Source organism: Nonomuraea roseola, from assembly GCF_039535395.1.
Lineage (GTDB): Bacteria > Actinomycetota > Actinomycetes > Streptosporangiales > Streptosporangiaceae > Nonomuraea > Nonomuraea roseola.
The window spans coordinates 3,461,490-3,482,663 of the sequence record NZ_BAAAXC010000015.1 but is presented as its reverse complement, the minus strand read 5'-3'; the positions used below and the strand labels follow the sequence as shown (position 1 = coordinate 3,482,663).

The 21,174-nt window shown below is 71.7% G+C and carries 19 protein-coding genes; 6 read left to right on the top strand and 13 right to left on the bottom strand.

The window, feature by feature from the left end; genetic code table 11:
• Positions 1-6 precede the first annotated feature (6 nt).
• Genes ABFX55_RS39935 through ABFX55_RS39915 form a run of 5 tightly spaced genes read right to left on the bottom strand, consistent with a single transcriptional unit; the run spans position 7 to position 4,941 of the window.
• The gene (locus ABFX55_RS39935) at positions 7-687 is read right to left on the bottom strand and encodes a response regulator transcription factor (RefSeq protein ID WP_346128477.1); all 681 of its coding nucleotides are present in this window, start codon (positions 685-687) and stop codon (positions 7-9) included.
• 42 nt (positions 688-729) lie between these two features.
• On the bottom strand, positions 730-2,103 hold the full coding sequence (locus tag ABFX55_RS39930; protein WP_346128475.1) for a HAMP domain-containing sensor histidine kinase: 1,374 nt from the start codon (positions 2,101-2,103) through the stop codon (positions 730-732).
• Positions 2,100-2,801: a response regulator transcription factor gene (locus ABFX55_RS39925; RefSeq protein ID WP_246452186.1), complete on the bottom strand. Its 702-nt coding sequence runs from the start codon at positions 2,799-2,801 to the stop codon at positions 2,100-2,102. The genes ABFX55_RS39930 and ABFX55_RS39925 overlap by 4 nt, the downstream gene beginning before the upstream one ends.
• Before the next feature lie 26 nt (positions 2,802-2,827).
• Complete coding sequence (lhgO, locus tag ABFX55_RS39920; protein ID WP_346128474.1) at positions 2,828-3,982, bottom strand: L-2-hydroxyglutarate oxidase; 1,155 nt, start codon at positions 3,980-3,982, stop codon at positions 2,828-2,830.
• The gene (locus ABFX55_RS39915) at positions 3,979-4,941 is read right to left on the bottom strand and encodes an NAD-dependent epimerase/dehydratase family protein (protein WP_346128472.1); all 963 of its coding nucleotides are present in this window, start codon (positions 4,939-4,941) and stop codon (positions 3,979-3,981) included. The genes lhgO and ABFX55_RS39915 overlap by 4 nt, the downstream gene beginning before the upstream one ends.
• Positions 4,942-5,001: 60 nt before the next feature.
• On the opposite strand from ABFX55_RS39915, the gene ABFX55_RS39910 reads away from it, so the two are divergent.
• Positions 5,002-5,376, top strand: a complete 375-nt coding sequence (locus ABFX55_RS39910) for a hypothetical protein (protein WP_346128470.1) — start codon at positions 5,002-5,004, stop codon at positions 5,374-5,376.
• Here the strand turns inward: ABFX55_RS39910 and ABFX55_RS39905 are convergent.
• From ABFX55_RS39905 to ABFX55_RS39890, 4 genes are all read right to left on the bottom strand, one after another.
• A complete protein-coding gene (locus tag ABFX55_RS39905) occupies positions 5,348-8,152 on the bottom strand; it encodes an SCO7613 C-terminal domain-containing membrane protein (RefSeq protein WP_346128468.1) in 2,805 nt (934 codons plus the stop codon). The two genes, ABFX55_RS39910 and ABFX55_RS39905, sit on opposite strands and share 29 nt — an antisense overlap.
• Before the next feature lie 448 nt (positions 8,153-8,600).
• Positions 8,601-9,578, bottom strand: coding sequence for a hypothetical protein (locus tag ABFX55_RS39900; RefSeq protein WP_346128466.1), 978 nt, complete (start codon positions 9,576-9,578; stop codon positions 8,601-8,603).
• Between the two features lie 271 nt (positions 9,579-9,849).
• Positions 9,850-10,005 carry a hypothetical protein gene (locus tag ABFX55_RS39895; RefSeq protein ID WP_346128464.1) on the bottom strand — a complete coding sequence of 52 codons (156 nt, stop codon included), beginning with the start codon at positions 10,003-10,005 and terminating at the stop codon, positions 9,850-9,852.
• Between the two features lie 68 nt (positions 10,006-10,073).
• On the bottom strand, positions 10,074-10,781 hold the full coding sequence (locus ABFX55_RS39890; RefSeq protein ID WP_346128462.1) for an MATE family efflux transporter: 708 nt from the start codon (positions 10,779-10,781) through the stop codon (positions 10,074-10,076).
• A 278-nt stretch (positions 10,782-11,059) separates the two neighbouring features.
• On the opposite strand from ABFX55_RS39890, the gene ABFX55_RS39885 reads away from it, so the two are divergent.
• Positions 11,060-12,028 carry an aldo/keto reductase gene (locus ABFX55_RS39885; protein ID WP_346128461.1) on the top strand — a complete coding sequence of 323 codons (969 nt, stop codon included), beginning with the start codon at positions 11,060-11,062 and terminating at the stop codon, positions 12,026-12,028.
• Here the strand turns inward: ABFX55_RS39885 and ABFX55_RS39880 are convergent.
• On the bottom strand, positions 12,016-12,294 hold the full coding sequence (locus ABFX55_RS39880; protein WP_346128459.1) for a DUF2530 domain-containing protein: 279 nt from the start codon (positions 12,292-12,294) through the stop codon (positions 12,016-12,018). The two genes, ABFX55_RS39885 and ABFX55_RS39880, sit on opposite strands and share 13 nt — an antisense overlap.
• Positions 12,295-12,401: 107 nt before the next feature.
• Between ABFX55_RS39880 and ABFX55_RS39875 the strand changes: the two genes are divergently transcribed.
• The gene (locus ABFX55_RS39875; protein WP_346128457.1) at positions 12,402-13,850 is read left to right on the top strand and encodes an NCS2 family permease; all 1,449 of its coding nucleotides are present in this window, start codon (positions 12,402-12,404) and stop codon (positions 13,848-13,850) included.
• Here the strand turns inward: ABFX55_RS39875 and ABFX55_RS39870 are convergent.
• Positions 13,834-14,745 carry a hypothetical protein gene (locus ABFX55_RS39870; protein WP_346128456.1) on the bottom strand — a complete coding sequence of 304 codons (912 nt, stop codon included), beginning with the start codon at positions 14,743-14,745 and terminating at the stop codon, positions 13,834-13,836. The two genes, ABFX55_RS39875 and ABFX55_RS39870, sit on opposite strands and share 17 nt — an antisense overlap.
• A 93-nt stretch (positions 14,746-14,838) precedes the next feature.
• Here ABFX55_RS39870 and ABFX55_RS39865 point away from each other — a divergent pair, with 93 nt between their 5' ends.
• The 3 genes from ABFX55_RS39865 to thpR all read left to right on the top strand — a co-directional run bounded on the left by ABFX55_RS39865 (position 14,839) and on the right by thpR (position 17,128).
• Positions 14,839-15,267, top strand: coding sequence for a MarR family winged helix-turn-helix transcriptional regulator (locus ABFX55_RS39865; protein ID WP_183654627.1), 429 nt, complete (start codon positions 14,839-14,841; stop codon positions 15,265-15,267).
• A 23-nt stretch (positions 15,268-15,290) separates the two neighbouring features.
• Positions 15,291-16,511, top strand: a complete 1,221-nt coding sequence (locus tag ABFX55_RS39860) for an MFS transporter (RefSeq protein WP_346128454.1) — start codon at positions 15,291-15,293, stop codon at positions 16,509-16,511.
• A gap of 71 nt (positions 16,512-16,582) precedes the next feature.
• Positions 16,583-17,128 carry an RNA 2',3'-cyclic phosphodiesterase gene (thpR, locus tag ABFX55_RS39855; RefSeq protein WP_346128452.1) on the top strand — a complete coding sequence of 182 codons (546 nt, stop codon included), beginning with the start codon at positions 16,583-16,585 and terminating at the stop codon, positions 17,126-17,128.
• 98 nt (positions 17,129-17,226) lie between these two features.
• Here thpR and ABFX55_RS39850 read toward each other — a convergent pair whose 3' ends face one another.
• Both ABFX55_RS39850 and ABFX55_RS39845 read right to left on the bottom strand, forming a co-directional pair.
• Complete coding sequence (locus ABFX55_RS39850) at positions 17,227-20,172, bottom strand: sacsin N-terminal ATP-binding-like domain-containing protein (protein ID WP_346131386.1); 2,946 nt, start codon at positions 20,170-20,172, stop codon at positions 17,227-17,229.
• Positions 20,173-20,270: 98 nt separating this feature from the next.
• On the bottom strand, positions 20,271-21,071 hold the full coding sequence (locus tag ABFX55_RS39845; protein ID WP_183654619.1) for a DUF3027 domain-containing protein: 801 nt from the start codon (positions 21,069-21,071) through the stop codon (positions 20,271-20,273).
• Positions 21,072-21,174: the final 103 nt, after the last annotated feature.

The window sequence follows — 21,174 nt, the reverse complement described above, 5'->3', positions numbered from 1 at the left end:
CCCACGCTAGTCGGGTGGTGGCTCCCTGAGCACGTAGCCGACGCTGCGGAGCGTGTGGATGAGTCGTGGCTCCACGTCGTCCACCTTGCGACGCAGGTACGACACGTACGACTCGACCACGCCCGCGTCGCCGCCGAAGTCGTAGTTCCAGACGTGGTCGAGGATCTGCGCCTTGGACAGCACCCGTCCGGCGTTGGCCATGAAGTAGTGCAGCAGTTTGTACTCCGTCGGCGACAGGTGCACCTGCCGCTCGCCGCGCCGCACCTCGCGCTCGGCCTCGTCCAGCACGAGATCGGCCACCTGCAGCCGGACGCCGCCGCCAGACTCCCCCCGCGTACGGCGAAGCACCGCCTGCACCCTGGCCAGCACCTCCTCCAGGCTGAACGGCTTGGTCACGTAGTCGTAGCCGAGCCCGAGCCCGGTCAGCTTGTCGTCGGCGGCGTCGCGCGCGGTCAGGAACAGCACGGGCGCGTCCAGCCGCTTGGCCACCTCGAACCCGTCCAGGTCGGGCAGCATCACGTCGAGCACCACGAGATCGGGCTTGACCCGCTCGGCGATCTCCACGGCCTCGAGGCCGTCGGCCGCGGTCAGCACCTCGAAACCGGAGAAGCGCAAGCTGGCGGAGAGCAGGTCACGGATGCTCGGCTCGTCGTCCACCACCAGGATCAGCGCCTCAGGTGTGTTCACACCTGCCAGAGTGCCCGAGGAGGCTGAGAGAAAGCTGAAGGCTTACTCAGGGGCGAGTGGGAGTTCGACGCGGAAGACGCTGCCCTCGCCCGGCACGCTGTCGACGACCACGCTGCCGCCGTGCGCCCGCACCAGCGCCTCGACGATGGCCAGGCCGAGGCCGCTGCCCCTGTCGTCCTCCGAGCGGCGGGCGCGTGCGGAGTCGGCGCGGTAGAAGCGCTCGAAGACCCGCTCGGCCTGCTCGGGCGTCAGCCCCGGCCCCTTGTCGACCACTTCGAGGAAGGCGGTCTCACCCGAGGCGCCGACCCTGATCGTGACGGGGGTGTCGCCCGGGGTGTGGGTGAGCGCGTTGGACGTGAGGTTGCCGACGACCTGGCGCAGCCGTACCTCGTCGCCCGAGACGATCAGGGCGGCGCCGCCGACGACCTCCAGCGAGATGCCCCTGTCGGGGGCCAGGATGCGGGCGTCGTGGACGGCGTCGGCGGCCAGCGCCAGCATGTCCACCGGCCGCATCTGCAGCGGGCGCTGCTGGTCGACCCTCGCGAGCAGCAGCAGGTCGTCGACCAGCAGGCTCATCCGGCCCGCGGCGCGCTCGACGCGGTGCAGCATCTCGGCGGGGTCGGCGTCGGGGTTCTGCCTGGCGTACTCCGCGAAACCCTTGATGGTCGTCAGCGGGGTGCGCAGCTCGTGGGCGGCGTCGGCGACGAAGCGCCGCATCCGCTCCTCCGACCTGCTCGCGGCGTTCTCCGAGGCGGTCCTCGCGGCGAAGGCCGACTCGATCTGGGCCAGCATGCCGTTGAGCGCGCGGGCCAGGCGTCCCACCTCGGTGTGCGGGTCGCCGTCCGGCACCCTTCTGCCCAGCTCGCCGCCCGCGATGGCCTCGGCCGTACGCTCGATCTCGGCGAGCGGGCGCATGCTGCCGCGCACCGCGGAGACGCCCACCACGGCGAGGATCAGCAGGATGCCGCCACCGCCGAGCAGCTCGATGAGCGCCAGCCTGCGGGTGATCTGGGTGACCTCGTCGAGGTCCACGGCGACGAGCACGCTGCCGCTCTGCGGGCCGCGCACCAGCTGCACCCGCCACTCGCCGTCGCCGGAGACGGCCGGGACGGTCGTGGCGACAGCGGGAGGCGGGTCGGGCACGACGGGCCTGGGCCTGTTGTCGGCGTCGAGCCCGCTGAGCCAGGGCCCACCGGCCCTGATGATCGCGTCGGGCTCCAGGACGAGGTTCTTCAGCCCTGGCGAGCCCTTGTGCTGGATGCGGATCAGCGCCCTGGTGGCCACCACCGAGATCTGGGTGTCCACCCTGTCGATGAGGTAGTTGTGCAGCACCGAGACGCTCAGCACGCCGATGAAGGTGAATCCGAACGCCAGCAGCGCCAGCGTCGCGGCGATGAGCTTGATCCTGAGCGTCATGACTCGGGAGGGCTGCGCAGCACGTATCCCACACCGCGCAGGGTGTGGATGAGACGTGGTTCCCTGTTGTCGATCTTGCGGCGGAGCACCGACACGTACGACTCGACGATGCCCACCTCGCCCCTGAAGTCGTAGTCCCAGACGTGGTCGAGGATCTGCGGCTTGGACAGCACCCTGCCGGAGTTGGCCATGAGGTAGCGCAGCAGCTTGAACTCGGTCGGCGACAGCGAGACCGGCCTGCCGCCTCTCCAGACCTCGTGGCTCTCCTCGTCGAGCTCGATGTCGGCGAAGGTGAGCCGCGGCGGCGGCGCCTGCGGATCACCCGAGGTACGGCGGAGCACCGCGCGGATCCGCGCCACCACCTCCTCCAGGCTGAACGGCTTGGTGACGTAGTCGTCGCCGCCGATCGTCAGCCCTCTGATCTTGTCCTCGGTCTCGTCACGGGCGGTGAGGAACACCACGGGGGTGCCCTGCCCGCTGCTGCGCAGCCTGCGCACGACCTCGAACCCGTCGAGGTCGGGCAGCATCACGTCGAGCACGACGAGGTCCGGCCTGTGCCGCTGGACGGCACTGACCGCGTCGAGACCGTTCTTGGCGGTCGACACGTCGAAACCCGCGAACCTCAGGCTCGCGGCGAGTAGCTCGAGGATGTTCGGCTCGTCCTCGACGATCAGCAGGCGTGCTTCCACGGCGTCCATAGTGGCCATCACATCTAAGAATGCCCTTAACGGGCGAGTGCTGGGACAATCCCCGCGATATGCCTTGCGATCGCGAGGCTGGAGGTGGCGGCGGGCGAGGGGGCGTTGCGCACGAGCGCGACGCGCCCGTGGACGTCGACCACGAAGTCGTCGACCATGCCGCCGTCGCGCGAGACCGCCTGGGCGCGAACCCCTCCTTCGGTTCGCTCCAGGTCGTTTCCTGTGATGGCGGGGACGTAGCGCCTGGCCGCGCGGACGAACGCGCCCTTGACGGCCGAGCCGTACAGCTCCCCGAGGCCGGTGCGCCAGTGCTTGACGGCCAGGCGGCGGGTGCCGGGCCAGGTGAGTAACGCGCGCACGTCACCGAGCACCGCGTTGGGCCCGACCAGCACCTCGCCGTCGATCCTGCGGGTGAGGTGGATGCCGAGGAACGGGTAGCGGGGGTCGGGCACCGGGTAGATCAGGCCGCGCACCAGGCCCTTGGCCGACCCCGCGAGCGCGTAGTACTCGCCCTTGAAGGGGACGATCCGCACCTCGCCCGGGTGGCCCGCCATCTTCGCGACCGCGTCGGTGCCGAGCCCCGCGCAGGCCACGACGGCGTCGAAGGCGAACTTCCTGCGCCCCGCCAGCACCTCCACCTGGGTGGCGCTCTCGCGCAGCGCCCTGACCCGCTGGCCGAGCCGTACCGACCCGCCCAGCTCCGCGACGTCCTGGGCCAGCCTGCGGGCGACGGCGGAGAAGTCGGTGATCGCGGTGTGCGGCGAGTGGACGGCGGCGACGCCGACCGCGTGCGGCTCGATCTCGCGCAGGCCGAGCGCGTCGAGCTCGGCGATGTCCGGCACGCCGTTGGCCCTGGCCCGCTCGGCCAGCGCGCGAAGGGCGGGCCGCTCCGCGCCGGTGGAGGCCACCACCAGCTTGCCCACCTCCTCGTACGGCAGGCGGTGCTCGGCGCAGTAGGCCCGCAGCAGCGCCGCACCCTCCCTGCACAGGGTCGCCTTGAGCGAGCCTGGCTGGTAATAGATGCCGGCGTGGACGACGCCGCTGTTGTGACCCGTCTGGTGCGCCCCGACCCTGTTCTCGCCCTCGAACACGGTCACCTCCGCGCCCCTGCCGCGCGCGAGCTCCCTGGCGACGGCCAGGCCGACGATGCCCGCTCCGATGACGCCGATCCGCTCTGTCATGAGGTCAAGTGTCCTTCAGCGACGAGCCAGCGCACGGTGTCCGCCACGCTCTCCTCCACGGGTCTGAGTGTCAGCCCCAGCTCCTGGAGCGTGCGGGTGTCGTCGGTCGGCACCAGGGTGAGCATGAGGTCGGCGGCGTCGCGAGTCAACGGGTAGTCGATGGGGACCACGCGCTTCAGCAGGTCGAGGCTCGAGCCCGCCGCCCTCAGCAGCCCGCCGGGCATCCTCAGCCGCCTGACCCCGCGCCCGGTGACCTCCTCGCAGACCGCCGCCACCCGCTCCCAGGTCAGGAAATGACCCCCGAGCATGTACCTGCGGGCGCCCTGGCCAGGCCTGAAGCACCTGGCCAGCGCCATGGCCAGGTCGCGCACGTCGAGCACGCTCACCCCGCCGGGCACGATCGGCCAGCCCTGCCGCAGCCCCGCCCTGAAGCCCTCGTTCAGTGTGTCGAGCGTGGGCTGGCCAGGCCCGATGACGCCGCCGGGATAGACGATCGTCACGCCGTCGAGGTCCCTGGCGTAGCGCTCGCCGTACAGCTTGGTCTGGCCGTAGGCGTTGCGCGGCCTGGCCAGCGGGCTGTCCACCGTGAGCACCGGCTCGCTCGGCGGCACGAACACCGCGACGCTGGAGACGTGCACGACCGGGTCGAGGCCCAGATCGACGGCCTGCGCCAGCACGTTCTTCAGCCCGCGCACGTTGGCGCCGCCCAAATCCACATCACGTCCCGTGACGCCCATGTCGGCGGCGGTGTGCAGGACCGCGTCACACTGCTCCAACGCCTTGCGTACGGCGTCGGCGTCCCTGATGTCGGCCTCGTAGAGGACCCCGGGAACCTTGAAGATCTTCCGTGCCTTCTCCGGGTTCCTCACCAGGAGAAGGCATTCATGACCCGTCTCACGCAAAGCGGTGACCGCATGCGAACCAACGAAGCCTGACGCACCGGTCACCAACACGCGCATGGCCTGGAAGCTAGCGCTTGGACGTTTCCCACCTCAATCGAACACGCGTACGATGAAGGGGTGTACGTGCCTCCGGAATGGCCGTCCGAGGTCCGCACGCCCGACATCCCCGACTGGGAGACGTCCGCGGTCGCGTGGTTGCTCGACGCCGTCCCACCCGACTACCGCGCCTACGAGGTGCTGCGCCGCCACCCCTACGCCCTGGCCAGGATGGCGGGCCATCATGTCCGCGCGTCGATCGAGGCCGCCCGCGCCGGGTACCGCGGCGCGGCGGTCGAGCTGAAGGGACATCTGCCGCCCCACGCGGTCGAGGCGGTGCTCGACGTCTACCGCCGCGAGGGGCCGAGGCTGGTCCAGCTGGCCCGCTCGATCGAGGCCGTCGAGCGGGCGCTCAGGGGCGAGGGGTTCACCGCAACCTTGCGACGGCGTCCCTGAGCCTGCGGACGTCGCGCTTGCGCGCCTCGTAGGTCGCGCCGACCACCAGGAGCAGCAGCCCGCCGAGCGCCATCGGCACCCAGCGGGGCACCGCGCCCATCAGGTCGGCGATCCACGGGGCCAGCTCCCGCACCGCCACGATCGCCACGGTGGCCCCGCCGATCAGCGCGGGCGCCTGCAGCCGTCGCCACGCCCCCGCCACCGTCACGGCCAGCGCCGCCGCGCCCAGCGCGAACGCCCTCAGCGGGGTGGCCTCCTGCAGCAGGCTCGGCCCGAACGCCAGCGCGAGGCCAGGACCGTAGGCGAGCCACGACGACACCCCTCTGCCGCGCCACGCCCCGACGAGCAGCATGAGCAGGGCGAACGGCACGGTGTACGCCTCGAAGGCCCGCACCTCCAGGGAGGCCGCCACGGCGACCGCCTCGCCCGCCACGAGCACCCCCGCCAGCACCACCCACCAGAACCCGGCGCCCCGCTCCAGGCGTGCCACCCCCACCGCCGTCTCAGGCGCTGCCTTCTCGGGGAGGGGCCGCCAGAGGAGGCCGGTGGCCGCGGCGATGGCGGCCAGCGCGGGGAGCACGGCGAGCGTCGCGGTCTCGTCCGCCAGCGCCCATCCCAGCGCCAGCGACCCGAGCCAGAGCGCACCTCCCGTGCCCGCCACCCTGCCTGCCACCCTGCCCGCCGTCCCGCCCGCCGTCCCGCCCGCCGACCTGCGCACCGTGCCGCCCGCCGTGCCAGCCGCCGTGCCAGTTCCCGTGTCGCCCGCCGGGCCGCTCCACCCGCCGGCCGCCGTCCACGCCGCACCCGCCGTCGCCACGACCATCCCGACCAGCACCACGACGTACGGCATGCGCACCGCCACCGGGGCCGCCGCCACGACGACGACCCCCGCCAGCACCACCAGAGCGGGCCGTACCGCCAGCGTGAGCACCACCCCCGCCAGCCCGACCGCCGCCAGCCCCAGCGGCCGGCCCCCCGTGAAGTCCGGCCCACCGCGCCAGGGGTCGAGCACAGGCAGGTAGCCGCCGAACGCTCCCGCCAGCACATCCGCGACGACCGCCAGCGCCAGGGACGCCAGCACGACCGCCGTCACCCTGCCGACGACACCGCCACCGGCCATCCCACGACCGACCACACCGCCACCGGCCATCACACCGCCGGCGATCTCACCACCGGCCACACCGCCGCCGAGGCCCCCGGCTCCTTCGGCCATACCGCCACCGACGACACCGCCGGTCAGGCCTGGTCCAGCTCCGGCGCCGGGTGCGCGGGTGCCGTACCAGCCGAGCAGGGCCAGGCCCGCGCCCACCGCCAGCCCCGCGGCCGCCGAGTCCCGCACGGGCAGGCCCAGCCCCTCGAGCGCCACCCACACCAGCCCCGACCCCGCGAGCGCCGCCCCCACCAGCGCGGCCGGCCTGCGGTACAGCAGCCCCCACACCACCAGCAGCGCCCCCAGCACCGCGTACGCCACCGGCCGCTGGTCCAGCGACCACAGCACCGCGATCGCGCCCACGATCCCCGCCACCCACGGCGCCGCCGGGACCCTGAACCGCACGGCGGCGAAGGTGAACCCCAGCGCCACCGCCAGCTGCACCCCGACCACCACCAGGTACGGCAGGCCGTACACCACGGGTGCGACCACCACGGCCGCCACCGCGGGCACCACCGCCGCCCACCGCGCCCTCCCCAGGATCAGCGGAAGGCTCACCAGCAGGGCGAAGACGACCGGCGCCGCGGGCAACCCGACGACCATGAACGGGTCGCGCCAGGTCGTCACAGGGGCGTCGAGCACCGCCAGCAGAGTCTGGGGTGTCACCACGAGCCCGCCGAGCAGCGCGAGCCCCGCCCCCGAGAGGGCGTAGGGCGTGCGCAGCCGTACGGGAAGCGCCCGCGCCACGGCCGCCACCACCAGCGCCGCCACGACGTACGGAACCACCTGCCAGTGCTCGGACAGCAGCCCGATCCCCGGCGCCCCGGCCGCGGCGACCAGCGCCGTCGCCGAGCCGATGGCCGCGAACACGCGCCCGACCTCGTCCTTGGTGCGGAAGGCCACGAAGAACCCCGTGGCGGCCAGCACGACCAGCGAGGGCGCGTGCAGCAACCGGTCGGGCATCATCGTCGCCACCGACGTCCCCAGCAGCGCGACCGACCCCGTGAGCGCCATGCAGATCACCGCCGTCACGCGAAGCCCCCGCGTCCGCGCGACGGACCAGACGGCGGCGTTCAGCACGACCGTGGCGGCGAGCGCGGCGGTGGGCCAGCCGTGCCCCTGCCCCGTCGCCAGCATGGGCAGCGGAGCCTGCGCCAGCACGACCGCCAGCGGCAGCGGCACCTTCAACGGCAGGAGCCTGGCGTAGAGCGCCGCCGCCAGAGCCACCACCGCGATCGTCGCGGCGGTGTAGTCCCACATGTCCACGGAGCCGACCAACCCCGCGGCGGCGGCCGCGTAGCCGTCCAGCAGCATCAGCGCCAGCCCCAGGACGCCGACGGTCTCCGCCGTCGCGTTCAGCTTCCGCCTGAGCAGCACCGCGGGGACGGCCAGCGTCACGGCCGTCAGGCCCGTGAGGATCGCCGCCCTGCCGCCGATGCCCAGCCGGCCCCAGCTGACGACCGTGAACACGATCGCCGCCACGGCGATCAGGAGCCCGCCGAGAACGAGCAGCAGGTTCTGCGCGGTCTTCCTGGACACCTCGCCCTGCGGGCCGCCTGGTGAACCGGCGCCGTACGGCATCCCCTGGTACTGCGGCCCTCCGGGGAAACGCGGGTCACGCGGCATCCCTGGCTGCTGCGGCCCACCCGGGTCACTCGGCGCTTCCAGGTGCTGCGGGCCGCCGGGGAGGCCTGCGTCCTGCGGCGTCCCCGGAGTCGAGGCCGGTCCGCTCGCGACGGTTCGTGGAGTCGCGCCACCTGTCTCCGGGGCTGCCTGAGGAGCCGTCCGGCCGGCGAGCCTCGCACGGTCGGCGCGCAGGAGCGAGAGGAGGCGCTCCCGCCGTCCTCTGAGCTCGGCCTCCTGCACTCTGAGCCCCGCCAGCGCCCCGTCGACCTTCCAGAGCTCCACCGCCACGGGCCCGGTCAGCGGCAGCCCGCACCGAGGACAGGCGCCGGCGGGCCCAGTAAGAGAAAGGCCGCAATCGGGACAGTTCACGCGCATGGCGAGAACAATGCCGCACCCGGCTTGATGATCGCTTGCGGTGTCGTACTCAGAAGGGACTAGGCACCACGACTCATCGGGACTTCCTGGCGATGATCGTGATCACCCCGGTCGCGCCCGTCGCCACCGCCAGCCAGAGGAGTACGTCCGTCCCTGTGATGCCACCGGGCGGGTCGGCGGCCACCGTCTCGCCGTCCGCGGCCTCGAGCAGGGGCTCGGACGTCGACGGCGTGGGCGTGGGTGTCGGCGTGGGCAGCGCGTTCTCCGGCAGCGGCACCCGGTAGACGGGGCTGTTGGCGCCCTCGCTCCCGACCAGCAACGCCTTGCCGTCGCCGGTGTAGGCGATCGACTCGGCCTGGTCGAGCGCGGGCATCGGCACGCGCGTCAGCGGCTTGTCCAGCGCCTTGTACACCGTCGCCGAGAAGTAGGTACGCACCACGAAGCTCGACCCGTCCGGCGCGTAGGCGGCGTCCGTCGCCATGATCGGGGCCGACCCGACCTTGCGCAGGACGTTCGTCCTGCTCGCGCTCAACCGTCTCGGCGCCGCGTAGATCGCCCCCGCGAACTGCTTGGTCACCACGTACAGGCGTCCGGTCCTCGGGTTGACCATGATGCCCTCGGCGTTGTGCCCGCCGTCCTCGTACCTGAAGCGATACCGGACGGCGGGCAGGACGGCGTCCCTGACCGTCGCGGGCTCCATCACCTTGTAGACCGAGATGTCGGGCCACGCGCCGTCGAAGTTGTCGCCGATGTCGGCGAACCACAGCACGCCCCGCCCGGTCTCAGGGTCCTTGGAGGCGGCCATGGCCTCCCAGTCGCGGGCCTGGGCGCCGCGCAGCGTGAAGGTCGCCCTGGTCGCGCCCTTCGGACCGAGCGCGAAGAAGGTGGGGCCGGCGTCGCTGTCGTTGTGGGTGTAGACGACTCCGTCGTGCGTGGGGGACAGCGCGAGGCCGCTCGACTCGGTGATGCGCGGGTCCGGGATCGTGAACGCGACCTCGTCATCGGCCTCGCCGCTCCCCCGAGCCTTCGCGGTCTCGGAACCCTGGGGCACGGGCGCCGCGGTACCGGGACCCGCGACAACGGGCACGTCCGATACCGAAAGCCCGGCACCCCCCACCACGCCCCCCGCACGATAGATCTCCGCGCGGGAGATCTCCGGGAGAGCGATCTCCGGGGAGGCCGAGGTCAGGGCGACGGGCCTCGTGAAGGCGTGGCCACCTGGCACGGAGGAGCCGGAGGACGCGAAGGCAGGCGTGGCAGGGAGCGCAAGGGCCATCACGAGCCCCGCAAGCGTGCGAATCAGGACATCCCCCATCCAGCGATCATGCCTCGGCGGCGACCGTCCCTGTGCGTGCGCTCTGCAGGAAGAACCCGCCGCCTTGCAGAACGACGAGCGCGAGGTTGGTCACGAGCACCGCCACCCACAACGTACCCAATCCACCCGAAGCCGCCACGGGAGCCGCGACGACCGCGAGCAAGCCGTACCCGATCGAGAAGGCCCCCAAGCTCCACGTCGACCGCCTGAGCCCAGCCAACGCAACCCCCATCACCGCCTGCACCCCGTCGGGTGCTCGTCAGCCGTGGCCGACAGAAAGGCGGTGGCCTGGAGGGTCAGGAGGAGGAGGTTGGTGGCCAGCATGGCGGTCCAGAGGCCGGGCAGGCCCCAGGTGTCGGTGACCGGGCCCGTCGCGACGACCAGCAGTCCCCAGCCGGTCGCGAGCGAGCGCAGGCTCGAGCTCGACCGCTTCATCGCGGTCAGCCCGAACCCCATGACCGCCGAGCCCGCCTCGGCCAGCGTCGACACCAGCATGATCCCCACAAGGGCCGTCACCAGGCCGCGCACCGCCTCGTCGGTGGTGAACAGGCGCAGCAGCGGGCCGCCGAGCAGGGTCACCACGGCCGCGCCGATCCCCGCCGCCCCGGCCGCGAGCGTGAGCGCCGCCCGCGCGGTGTGCCGCCTGCTCCTCATGCCGTCGGCGCGGGCGATCTCGGGGACCGCCGCCTGGGCCACCGCGATCGCGGGCACCATGAGGAATCCGGACAGCGCGTAGAGGATCGCGTGCCCGGCCGAGCCCGTGACGCCCGTCCTGGCGGCGGCGTAGGCCAGCACGCCCAGCCCCGCGAACTTGATCAGCATGGTGCCCGACAGCGGGAGACTCACTCTGCAGATGCGCAGAATCTCCTGGACGCGCGGCCTGCCCCTGCCGACCGGCTGCCCGAGCGCCGCGCGCAGCGCCAGGTTGGCGACCGTCACCCCGGCGAGGGATGACGGCCATCGAGGCGGGGCTGTGGACCGCCATGGTCAGGGCGAAGGCGGCCAGCGCCCCCGTGTCGTGACGGCCGAGCACGGAGGTGACGACCAGGGATCCGGCCAACGAGGTGAGGGAGGAGAGCAGCAGAGGGAGCGCGGCCGTCGCGATGGTGCGATGCATGAGACGCACAGTCCCGAGGCTGATCGACCCCGGGACTCGCGATCATCATATCGAGAGGGGGCTGGCCTGGAGTGCACTCCAGGTTCTTAGTGTGGGTGTCATGGAATACGTGAACCTCGGACGCACCGGGCTCAAGGTCAGCCCGCTCTGCCTCGGCACGATGAACTTCGGCCCCCAGACGACGGAGGAAGACTCCTTCGCCATCATGGACAGGGCCCTCGAACTCGGCATCAACTTCTTCGACACGGCCGACGTGTACGGCTGGAAGCTGGGCGAGGGCGTCACGGAGAACATCGTCGGCCGGTGGTTCGCCCAGGGCGGGGGCCGCAGGGAGCGCACCGTCATCGCCACCAAGTTCCACGGCAAGATGGGCGAGTGGCCCAATGAGGGCATGCAGTCCGCGCTGCACATCCGCAGGGCCTGCGACGCCTCGCTCAAGCGGCTGCAGACCGACTACATCGACATCTTCCAGGCGCACCACATCGGCAGGGAGACCCCCTTCGAGGAGTTCTGGGAGGCGATGGACATCCTGCGCCAGCAGGGGAAGATCATCTACGTCGGCTCATCGAACTACGCGGGCTGGCACATCGCCAAGGCCCAGGAGAGCGCCGCCAGGAAGGGCATGCTCGGCCTGGTCAGCGAGCAGTCCCACTACAACCTGCTCACCCGCAAGGTCGAGCTCGAGGTGCTGCCGGCGTGCGAGGACTACGGGCTCGGCGTGATCCCGTGGAGCCCGCTGGCGGGCGGCCTGCTCGGCGGCGTGCTACGCAAGATCGACAAGGGCCGCTCGGCCTCCGAGAACATGGTCAAGGAGCTCGACAAGCACCGCGAGAAGATCGAGCAGTACGAGGCGTTCTGCGACGAGCTCGGTGAGGACCCCGCGCACGTCGGCCTGGCCTGGCTGCTGACCCGCCCTGCGGTGACCGCCCCGATCATCGGCCCGCGCACGCTCGACCAACTCGACGGCACCATGCGCACGCTGGAGATCGAGCTCGACGACAAGGCCCTCGCCAGGCTCGACGAGATCTTCCCCGGCCACAGGACCGCGCCGGAGGACTACGCCTGGTGATCCGGGGGGCCCATCCCCAGGACGGGCTCGACGGGCGCCTCGTCGGCCGGGAGGTCCTTGCGGCGCTTCCGGCCGACGAACCAGTAACCGAAACCACCGAAGACGATGCCCGCCACGCAGGTCCAGATCCACCATGTGTTCTCGGGGGCTGGCCGTACGATGAGCAGCACGACCAGGGCGAGCGCCCACAGGGCAGTACCGCCGAGCACAGCGGCCCTGTCGTTGGTCTCGAGCGGCTCCGGATCCGGACGCCATGGCTGCTTCACGTGATCCAGCCTAGTCGACGTGCTGTTTCGCGCGATATGGCGGCAAATCCGTCTCGATCAGGTCGCGGGGTCTTTTCGCAGGTCGCAACCCCTGTCACTCTTCGCGCGTGAAAGACACGCACACCACTACTCCATCCGGACTTGACCGATTCTTCTCGATCACCGCGCGGGGCTCGACCGTCTCCCGCGAGGTGCGCGGCGGCCTGGCCACCTTCTTCACGATGGCCTACATCGTCGTCCTCAACCCCCTCATCATCGCGACCGTCAAGGACGCCGACGGCCAGTTCATCGGTGACGGCCTGGTCGCCAACGTGCCGCTGGTCGCCTCGGGCACCGCGTTCGTCGCGGGCATGCTCTCCATCCTCATGGGCGTCGTCGGCAGGGTGCCGTTCGCGATGGCGGCGGGCCTCGGCCTGAACGCCTTCGTCACGTTCGGCATCGCCTCCCAGATGTCGTGGGAGGCGGCGATGGGCCTGGTCTTCCTCGAGGGCGTCATCATCGGCATCCTCGTGCTGACCGGATTCAGGGTGGCCGTCTTCAACGCCATCCCCGTCCAGTTGAAGACCGCGATCAGCGTCGGCATCGGCCTGTTCATCGCCTTGATCGGCTTCGTGGACGCGGGCTTCGTGCGCCGCGTCGCCGCGGGGCCGCCGCTGGAGATGGGCATCTCGGGCGCGCTGACCTCGTGGCCGCTGCTCGTCTTCATCCTCGGTCTGCTGGTCACCGCCGTGCTGGTGGCCCGCAAGGTCAAGGGCGCGATCCTCATCGGCATCGTCGGCACCACCGTCCTCGCGATGATCGTCGAGGCGCTGACGAAGACAGGTGCGGCCACGGCGAAGAACCCCGCAGGCTGGCAGCTGGTCACGCCGTCCTGGCCCGAGCGCATCTTCGGCTTCCACAACCCGCTGACGCTGTTCACCGAGTTCGACCCGTTCGGCGCCTTCAGCCAGGTGTCGGTGATCCTCGCGGTGCTGCTGATCTTCACCCTGCTCGTCACCGACTTCTTCGACACGATGGGCACGATCGTGGGCGTCGGACGCCAGGCCGACCTGCTCGACGAGGAGGGTCAGCTCCCCCGCACCAAGGAGATCCTGCTCGTCGACTCCATCGGCGCCGCGGCGGGCGGCGCGGGCTCCGTCTCGTCCAACACCACCTACATCGAGTCGGCCGCGGGTGTGGCCGAGGGCGCCCGCACCGGTCTGGCCAGCGTGGTCACCGGCCTGATGTTCCTGCTGGCGATCTTCGTGGCGCCGCTGGTCGCCGTCGTGCCGTACGAGGCGGCGGCGCCCGCCCTCGTCGTGGTCGGCTTCATGATGATGACGACGGTCCGCGAGATCGACTGGAACGACTTCGACATCGCCATCCCCGCGTTCCTGACGATCGTGATCATGCCGTTCACCTACTCCATCTCCAACGGCATCGGCGCGGGCTTCGTCAGCTACGTGCTGATCCAGATGGTCAAGGGCAGGAGCAGGGACGTCCATCCGTTGATGTGGGTGGTCGCCGGGCTGTTCGTCGTCTACTTCGCGCTCGGGCCGATCAAGGCCCTTCTGTAGCGAGGTCGCCCTCGGGGCCGTCCTCCTCCCGGGGGGCGGTCCTTCGGGTGAACACGATCAGCGCGGCGGCCAGGTAGGCGCCGGTGTACCAGAACGGCGACAGGCGGCGCTCCTCCTCGATCATCTCCAGAGGAGGCAGCGACGGCGTCCCCCCGAGCCCGTCGTCCTCCAGAAGGACACCGAACTGGCGGGGTTCGCCGGTCAGCAGCTCGTCGATGGCCTCGCTGCTCATGGGAGAGGGAGACGGCTCAGCCGGCTCCAGGGCCACGCGCAGAGCCTCGTCGCGGGCCGTGTAGCCGTACGAGAGGGGGACCAGGGCGGCGGCGACGCCCACGAGCGCGGCCAGCGCCAGCGTGTAGACCGTGACCACGCGCAACCACAGCCGCCGCGTGACGACGGCGATCAGCACCAGCACCGCGAGCACGCCCGACCCGAGCAGCACCTCGATCGCGAGCCAGCCGGGCAGCGAGAACCATGCCAGGTCGCCCGTCCACAGGTCCGCGACGGCGACCAGGAAGGGTAGCGCCACCGCGAGCGTTGGCAGAAAGTACGGCAGCGCCGGCCTACGCTGGACGACCAGGTCGGCGGCGGCGATGAGCACGACGCAGACCACCGTGGCGACGGGACCGGCCACGTGGTCGAACAGGAGCGAGCCGACGACCCCGCCGTACTCGTGAGCCAGAACGGAGATCGCGGGGAGCGACAGCATGCCCGCGATGCCGACGAGCGCCAGCCGGCGATGTGCGGGCCCCTCGGCGACGCGGGCGAGAATGGCCAGGCCGAGGAGGAAGACGGTGGGAAGCAGGCTCGCCGCGGTGAAGGCCAGGGGCAAGCCAACAGTGGCGGCTTCCCAGGCCGCAACGATCACCGCGGCGGCCCAGAATAAGAAGGACATGGTGGACTCTATCCAAACCGTTGGAGGGAATAGCGTGGCATGGCATATAGTTAGCAAAGGTAATGAGACGTGCTAACGAATCCCCCTCCCAAGATGGATCTGCGCAGCGACGCAGGCCTGGCATCAGCCCTGCGCGTGTCGCTGGCGCGGCTGACCAGACGACTACGACGACAGGCGGCGGCGCACACCCTGACGCCCACCCAGTTCGCGACGCTCGCCGCCGTGGAACGGCATTCAGGGATAACCCCCGGCGAATTGGCCGAGCTCGAGAAGGTACAACCGCCCTCGATGACGCGGGTGATCGCCGCGCTCGAGGAGCGCGGATTGGTCGCGCGTTCACCGCACCAGACCGACCGGCGACAGGTGACCGTGGTGGTGACCGACTCCGCCAAGGCGCTGCTGAAGGAGGAGCGCCGGCTGAAGGAAGCCTGGTTGACGCATCGGCTGAAGGAGCTGACACCCGAGGAGCGGGCAGTGCTCCGGCAGGCGGCGCCGATTCTGGAGAAGCTCAGCAAGATATAGAGCCTGACGAACCCAGGACCGGGATGTTCCGGTCTCTCAGGGTTCACAACTACCGGCTGTTCGCGGCCGGAGGCATCGTCTCCAACCTCGGCACGTGGATGCAGCGCACCGCCCAGGACTGGCTGGTGCTCGACCTCACACACGGCAGCGCGGCGGCTCTCGGCACCACGACCGCGCTGCAGTTCCTCCCGCAGCTCATGTTCGGCCTGTTCGGCGGCGTGCTCGCCGACCGCTACCCCAAGCGCCCCGTCCTGATCATCGCGCAGTCGCTCATGGCGATGCTGGCCGTGACCATGGGCGTCCTGACAGTGACCGGCTCGGCCGAGGTGTGGCACGTCTACGCCATGGCCTTCGCGCTCGGCGTCATCTCCTGCGTGGAGGTGCCGACCAGGCAGGCGTTCGTGGTCGAGATGGTCGGCCGTGAGGACCTGCCCAACGCCATCGCGCTGAACGCCTCGATCTTCAACCTGGCCCGCGTGGTGGGCCCGGCCCTCGCCGGTGTGCTCATGTACGCCATCGGCACCGGACCGATCTTCCTGCTCAACGCGCTGACCTTCGGCGGCGTCATCTCCAGCCTGCTCCTCATGCGCAGGTCGGAGCTGACCCCAGCCGAGCTCGTCCCCAAGGCGAAGGGCCAGCTGCGCGAGGGCCTGCGCTACGTCATCGAGCGCTCGGAGCTCCTGCTCCCGATACTGGTGATCGCGTTCATGGCGATGTTCACGCAGTCGTTCTCGATGTCGATCGCGCTCATGGCCCGCGAGGTCTTCGGCCAGGGCGCCTCGTCGTTCGGCGTGGCCTCCAGCGCCTTCGCCGTCGGCGCGCTCGGCGGCGCCCTGCTGGCCGCCCGCCGCGCCAGGCCGACACGCAGGCTGCTCATCGCGGGCGCCATCGGTTTCGGGCTGTTCCAGGTCGTGGTGGGCCTCGCCCCCTTCTACCCGGTCTACCTGCTGCTGCTCGCCCCCACCGGCATCGCGTTGATCACGGTCAACACGGCCGCCAACTCGCTGGTCCAGATGTCCACCTCGCCAGAGATGCGCGGCAGGGTCATGGGCATCTACGTGCTGGTCTTCACCGGTGGCGCCCCGATCGGCGCGCCGCTGATCGGCTGGATCTCCGACCTGGGCGGCCCCCGCGTGGGCGTCATGATCGGCGGACTGCTCACGCTCGTGGGCACCGGTCTGGCCATCCTGCTCACCCGCGTGATCGGCGCCCGCCGCACCCGCGTGGCGCTCGCCACCGCCTGACGACTCTCCGGCCCGCGCCTCCACACCCCGCGGGCCGGAGCCACACCCCCTGCGCGGGGCACAATCGACCCGTGAGACTGTTCGCGGCGATCCTGCCGCCACCCGAGATCCTCGACGAGGTGGCCGCCGCGCTGGCCGGCCGTACCCACGTGGTGGAGGGCCTGCGCTGGGTCGACCGCGCCACCTGGCACCTCACGCTCGCCTTCTACGGCGAGGTGCCCGAGCGAGCCCTCCCCGACCTCGAGGTACGGCTGGCCCGCGCCGCCTCGCGCCACCCCGCCAAGCGCCTGGCCTTCGAGGGGGCGGGCGCGTTCTCCAAGCGTGTCTTCTGGCTCGGCGTCACCGGCGACCCCCTCGTACGGCTGGCAGGCTCGGCCGCCGCCGCCGGGCGTCGCGCGGGAGCCGTACAGACCGACGAGAAGCGCTTCCACGCCCACCTCACGCTCGCCCGCGCCAGGCAGCCCACCGACCTGCGCCCCCTGGTGGAGGCGCTGTCGTCCTTCGCGGGGTCGTCGTGGTCGGCCGACTCGATCCACCTCATGCGCAGCCACCCCGGCCCCACGGTGAGGTATGAGTCACTCGGCCATTGGGCTCTCGCACCCGCCGAGCGGGGCTAGGCTGCACGGCGTGGACCGTCCTCGCTTCTGGCTTCTCCCCACCGTGCTCGGCTTGCTCCTGCTGATCGTCGTGGTCGGCTCCCTGCTGACCTGACCCGCTAGGACAGGTCGGCCTCGGCCAGCAGCAGGGGGACATCGCCCGGGTTGCGAAGGAGCGCCGCGACCGCGAGGCGGTCGTTCCACTGCCCCGTCGCCCAGGCCAGACCGCGCGCCAGCCCGTCGGCCCCGTCGCAGTGGACCATGCCGTCGAAGTAGCGCCACGCGCACGGCACGCCGTCCACCAGCAGCTTCTCGTGCTCCACGTAACGAGCGGGAGCCGTGGGCAGCAGCTCCCTGACCTCCTTCGGCACGGGGCGCTCGGTGCCCGTGGAGGTCACCGTGCCCGAGACCAGCTCACCCGCCAGCGGCAGGTCGAGCAGCTCCGACAGCGCCTCGGCCAGGTCGAACGGGGCCAGGACCAGCGGCCTGTCGGTCACCAGCTGCAACAGGTCGGGCGCCTCGACCACGACGGCGTCGTCGGCGGAGGCGACCACGATGTCGCCACCGAGCACCGCCCGCACCGAGGAGGGCGGCTCCACCCGCGAAGGATCGACGGCGGCCAGCGCCATCCACAGCGCCCGCAGCTGCGCGCGATCGACGGTGACCGACGGGTCGGCCAGTAGCTCCAGCAGCTCCTCAGGGCCACCGTGCGAGGCCAGCAGGTCGGTCAGCGTGGTGCGGACGCCCAGCATGGCCAGCGCGCCGTGGTCGAGCCCCTCGGGCGCCTCGTCGTACAGGCCGGTCAGCAGCGGGTCGGCGCCTGGCAGGCGCAGCTCCAGCGGGCGCCGCCCACCGAGAACCGGGTGGGTGGACAGCCACCACGCGGTGTAGGAGGGCACCTCGAGGCCGTCGATGCGCAGCGGCAGCAGCGCGCCCCTCAACGGCGGCCTGGTGATCAGGGCGAGGGCGGCGGGCCAGTCGGCGACCAGCTCGAGGTCGCGGATCGCGGTGAACTCCGGCACGACGGGAGGCAGGTCGAAGGAGGGCAGCGACTCGAGCCACATGTCCTCCTCGTCGAGGTCGTGGTCGCAGGAGTCGAGGTCGAGCAGCACGTCGGCGTCGTTGACCACGGCGAACCCGTCGAGCACGCCGACCGCCGTCAGCACGCGCGAGTCGTAGGAGGAGTCGGCCGTGCCGAAACCCGCGTCGTCGGCGAGCAGCCCTGCCAGCGCGCCCTCGGGCAGCAGCAGCTCGCCCGCGGGGTAGAGCGAGCCGTCGGAGCCGCGCAGCGCCAGCTCGGACAGCCACGGCTCCTCGCCCGCTGTCAGCCCCGCGGCGTCGACAAGGGAGAGCACGGCCCTGGCCACCGCGTCGGGGTCGTCGCTGTCCATCGACTGCGCCACCGCGTTCTTGGTGTGCGGGTCGTCGAGGACGGCGCGCGGCGTGGCCTCGAAGGCGCCCAGGCGCAGGAGCAGCGGGTGCGCCGCGTCGGGATGGACGATGCGCAGCCCGAGCGGGGCCAGGTCGAGCGGCGTGGTCAGGATCAGCGTGCCGCGCGGCCCCCGCACCAGGCGGCCGTCGGCCAGCGGCACGGGCAGCGCCCCCAGCGCCTCGGGGTCGTCGGCGGGCAGCACGTCGTAGAGCGATCGCCACCACGCGGGGTCGCGCCCCTCGATGGCCTCGCCCGACAGCTGGTCGACCACCTCCGCCAGCTCCACCCTGCGCACCCCGAGCGAGGCCATCGCCGGGTGCCTGGCAGGCCACCCTGCGGGCAGCAGGCCAGGGACGATCGAGGCCAGCACCGCCAGCAGCTCTCCCGAGCCGTTGACGACCGAGGCCTCCCTGCCCGAGACCACCCAGCCGTCGTCGGAGGGCTCGCGCACGGGGTGCTCGACCTGCCACGCGGCGTCGGGGTCGTAGAGCGCCGCGTCCTCGAACGAGGGCGACTGCACCACGGGCGGCGGCGCCGACAGCGCGGGCAGCAGGGGGACGTCGGGCAGCAGGCGCAGGATCGCGCGGCGGATGCGGGCGTCGAGCTCGCCCTTGCCCATCAGCGCGGGCACCAGGTCGAGCAGCCTCGGCGTGCGCGGCAACTCCTCCAGCAGGAGCACGTAGGCCTCGGCGACGCGCGAGATCAGGAAGTCGGTCAGCGGCCCCTTGGCGACGTGGCGCCTGTCGGTGGCCATCGGGAACGAGGCGATGAGCAGCGCGGGCAGGTCGAGCGGCTCGTCGGAGGGCGTGGGCGCGTGCACGACCTGCGGGACGGGCAGCGGCCCCTCCTGCTCGGGCACCGCCCATCGCACGGACCAGTAGGGCCTGGCCCGCTCCTCCGTCGGCCTGTCGGCGAAGTAGGCGGCGACCTCGTCGGGTGAGAACTCCCCCGAGACGGAGACCACGTGCCACCCCGAGGGCTCGACCGTGCGGGTGACGCCGTCGACCACGATCTCGATGGCGGTCAGCGCGGGCATGCCGAGCAGCAGCGCGGGCGAGGCCTCCTGCAGCATGTGGCGCACGGCCTCGACGGCGGAGGGGCGCAGCGGCAGCCTTACGAGCGTCTCGAACCCCTCGGGGACCTCGACGGAGTCGGGAAAGGGCAGCCGCAGCAGCGGCACGTGCCCCTCACGGTTGGCCAGCTCGCCCGCGAGCACCGGCTCGGCGGCCACCACCGCCGTCGTCTCCTCGCGCGACCAGCGCACCGCACCGGTGGAGCGTGAGCCGATGGAGGGGGCGTCGCAGACCGAGACCACGGCGGCGAAGCCCACGCCGAAGCGTCCGGCGGCGCCCACATGGTCGCGTTTGGCGGACACCCGCAACGTGGACAGGCCCTCGACCCCCGCCGCGTCGAGCGGCGCGCCGTTGTTGGCCGCCGTCAGCACGCCGTCGCGCAGCTCCAGGCGCAGCACACCGGGCACGCCCGCGCGAAGGGCGGCGTCGGCCGCGTTCTGCGCCAGCTCGACGATCAGACGGTCACGGTAGCCGCCGAGGGCGAAGTCCTCCTCGGCGTTGGCGTCTTCACGGAAGCGCGCTGGCGAGGCCTTCCAAGCCGTGAGTACGGCGGCGCGCATCCGGTCAGTGCCAAAGGTGTCCACGGGGCAAACTCCTAATCGAGAGACGGGCCCCCGAAGGCTAGCGCTCCTCGCCGACAATCCGGATCAGGAGCCGATCAGGAGTGGCCGAGCTCCTCCGAGGCCGACTCGTCGACCGAGCCCGCCTCGTCCTCCATCAGGTCGTAACCCAGGTCGTCGAGGATCGGCGTGGCCTGCTCGACGGGCGGCGGCATGACGGCGGCCTCGGAATGGGCGCCGCAGCCGTGGTCGGCGGCCACCACCTTGCCGTCGTCGGGCGCGTACTCATTGGCGCACACGCCGAACTCGCCCCGCAGGCCACCCGCGAGCGGCCAGAAGAAGCCACAGGTGGAGCACTGCGCGGGAGCGGCGTGCGCGATCGGTGTGTGCGGCCCGGACGTGCCCGAGTGCCAGCGCTTGGCGGCGCGGTCCCTGCCGATGGCCGACAGCACCCTGGCCCTGCCCAGGCCGTACTCGAAAATCATCTGGTGGTCGATCTCGTCGTCGGCGCTCGTGAAGCCGGGGACGAGCCTGTCGTCGTCTTCCGCGGTCGGCAGCAGGTCACCGACGCCCAGGTCGCCGGGGAGCAGCCGCTCGCTCCACGGCAGCCACTCGGGGGCCAGCAGGGCCCCCGCGCCAGGCAGCAGCACGGCCTCGCTGACCGTGACGTTCTTCGCGCGGGAGGCGCGGGTCACGGTGACGGCCCAGCGCCAGCCGCGGTAGGCGCGGTCGAGGCAGGCGAAGTAGTGGGTGACGATCCGGTCGCCCTGGCCCTCGAACCCGAGGTGCTCCCCGGGCTCCCCTGGCTTGGCGAGCTCTCTCGCGGTCTCTCTCGCGAGGTCGACGGCGGCGACACAGGCCTGGTCGGGCGCGGCGACGCGGGTCCTGGTCCTGGTCATCGGCGCGCCCTCGCCGAAAGGTGCTGTTCGCTCACACTCCATTCTCACCCATGACGGGACGTGCGAGCACCCATGTCAGGTAAGACTGGTTAGCGTGGATCGT

Coding starts and splice junctions, on each gene's coding strand:
- ABFX55_RS39930 (WP_346128475.1), bottom strand. CDS start 2,103: ATGACGCTCAGGATCAAGCTCATCGCCGCGACGCTGGCGCTGCTGGCG.
- ABFX55_RS39925 (WP_246452186.1), bottom strand. CDS start 2,801: ATGGACGCCGTGGAAGCACGCCTGCTGATCGTCGAGGACGAGCCGAAC.
- lhgO (WP_346128474.1), bottom strand. CDS start 3,982: ATGACAGAGCGGATCGGCGTCATCGGAGCGGGCATCGTCGGCCTGGCC.
- ABFX55_RS39915 (WP_346128472.1), bottom strand. CDS start 4,941: ATGCGCGTGTTGGTGACCGGTGCGTCAGGCTTCGTTGGTTCGCATGCG.
- ABFX55_RS39905 (WP_346128468.1), bottom strand. CDS start 8,152: ATGCCGCGTGACCCGCGTTTCCCCGGAGGGCCGCAGTACCAGGGGATG.
- ABFX55_RS39885 (WP_346128461.1), top strand. CDS start 11,060: ATGGAATACGTGAACCTCGGACGCACCGGGCTCAAGGTCAGCCCGCTC.
- ABFX55_RS39870 (WP_346128456.1), bottom strand. CDS start 14,745: ATGTCCTTCTTATTCTGGGCCGCCGCGGTGATCGTTGCGGCCTGGGAA.
- ABFX55_RS39865 (WP_183654627.1), top strand. CDS start 14,839: ATGGATCTGCGCAGCGACGCAGGCCTGGCATCAGCCCTGCGCGTGTCG.
- ABFX55_RS39860 (WP_346128454.1), top strand. CDS start 15,291: ATGTTCCGGTCTCTCAGGGTTCACAACTACCGGCTGTTCGCGGCCGGA.
- ABFX55_RS39850 (WP_346131386.1), bottom strand. CDS start 20,172: ATGCGCGCCGCCGTACTCACGGCTTGGAAGGCCTCGCCAGCGCGCTTC.
- ABFX55_RS39845 (WP_183654619.1), bottom strand. CDS start 21,071: ATGACCAGGACCAGGACCCGCGTCGCCGCGCCCGACCAGGCCTGTGTC.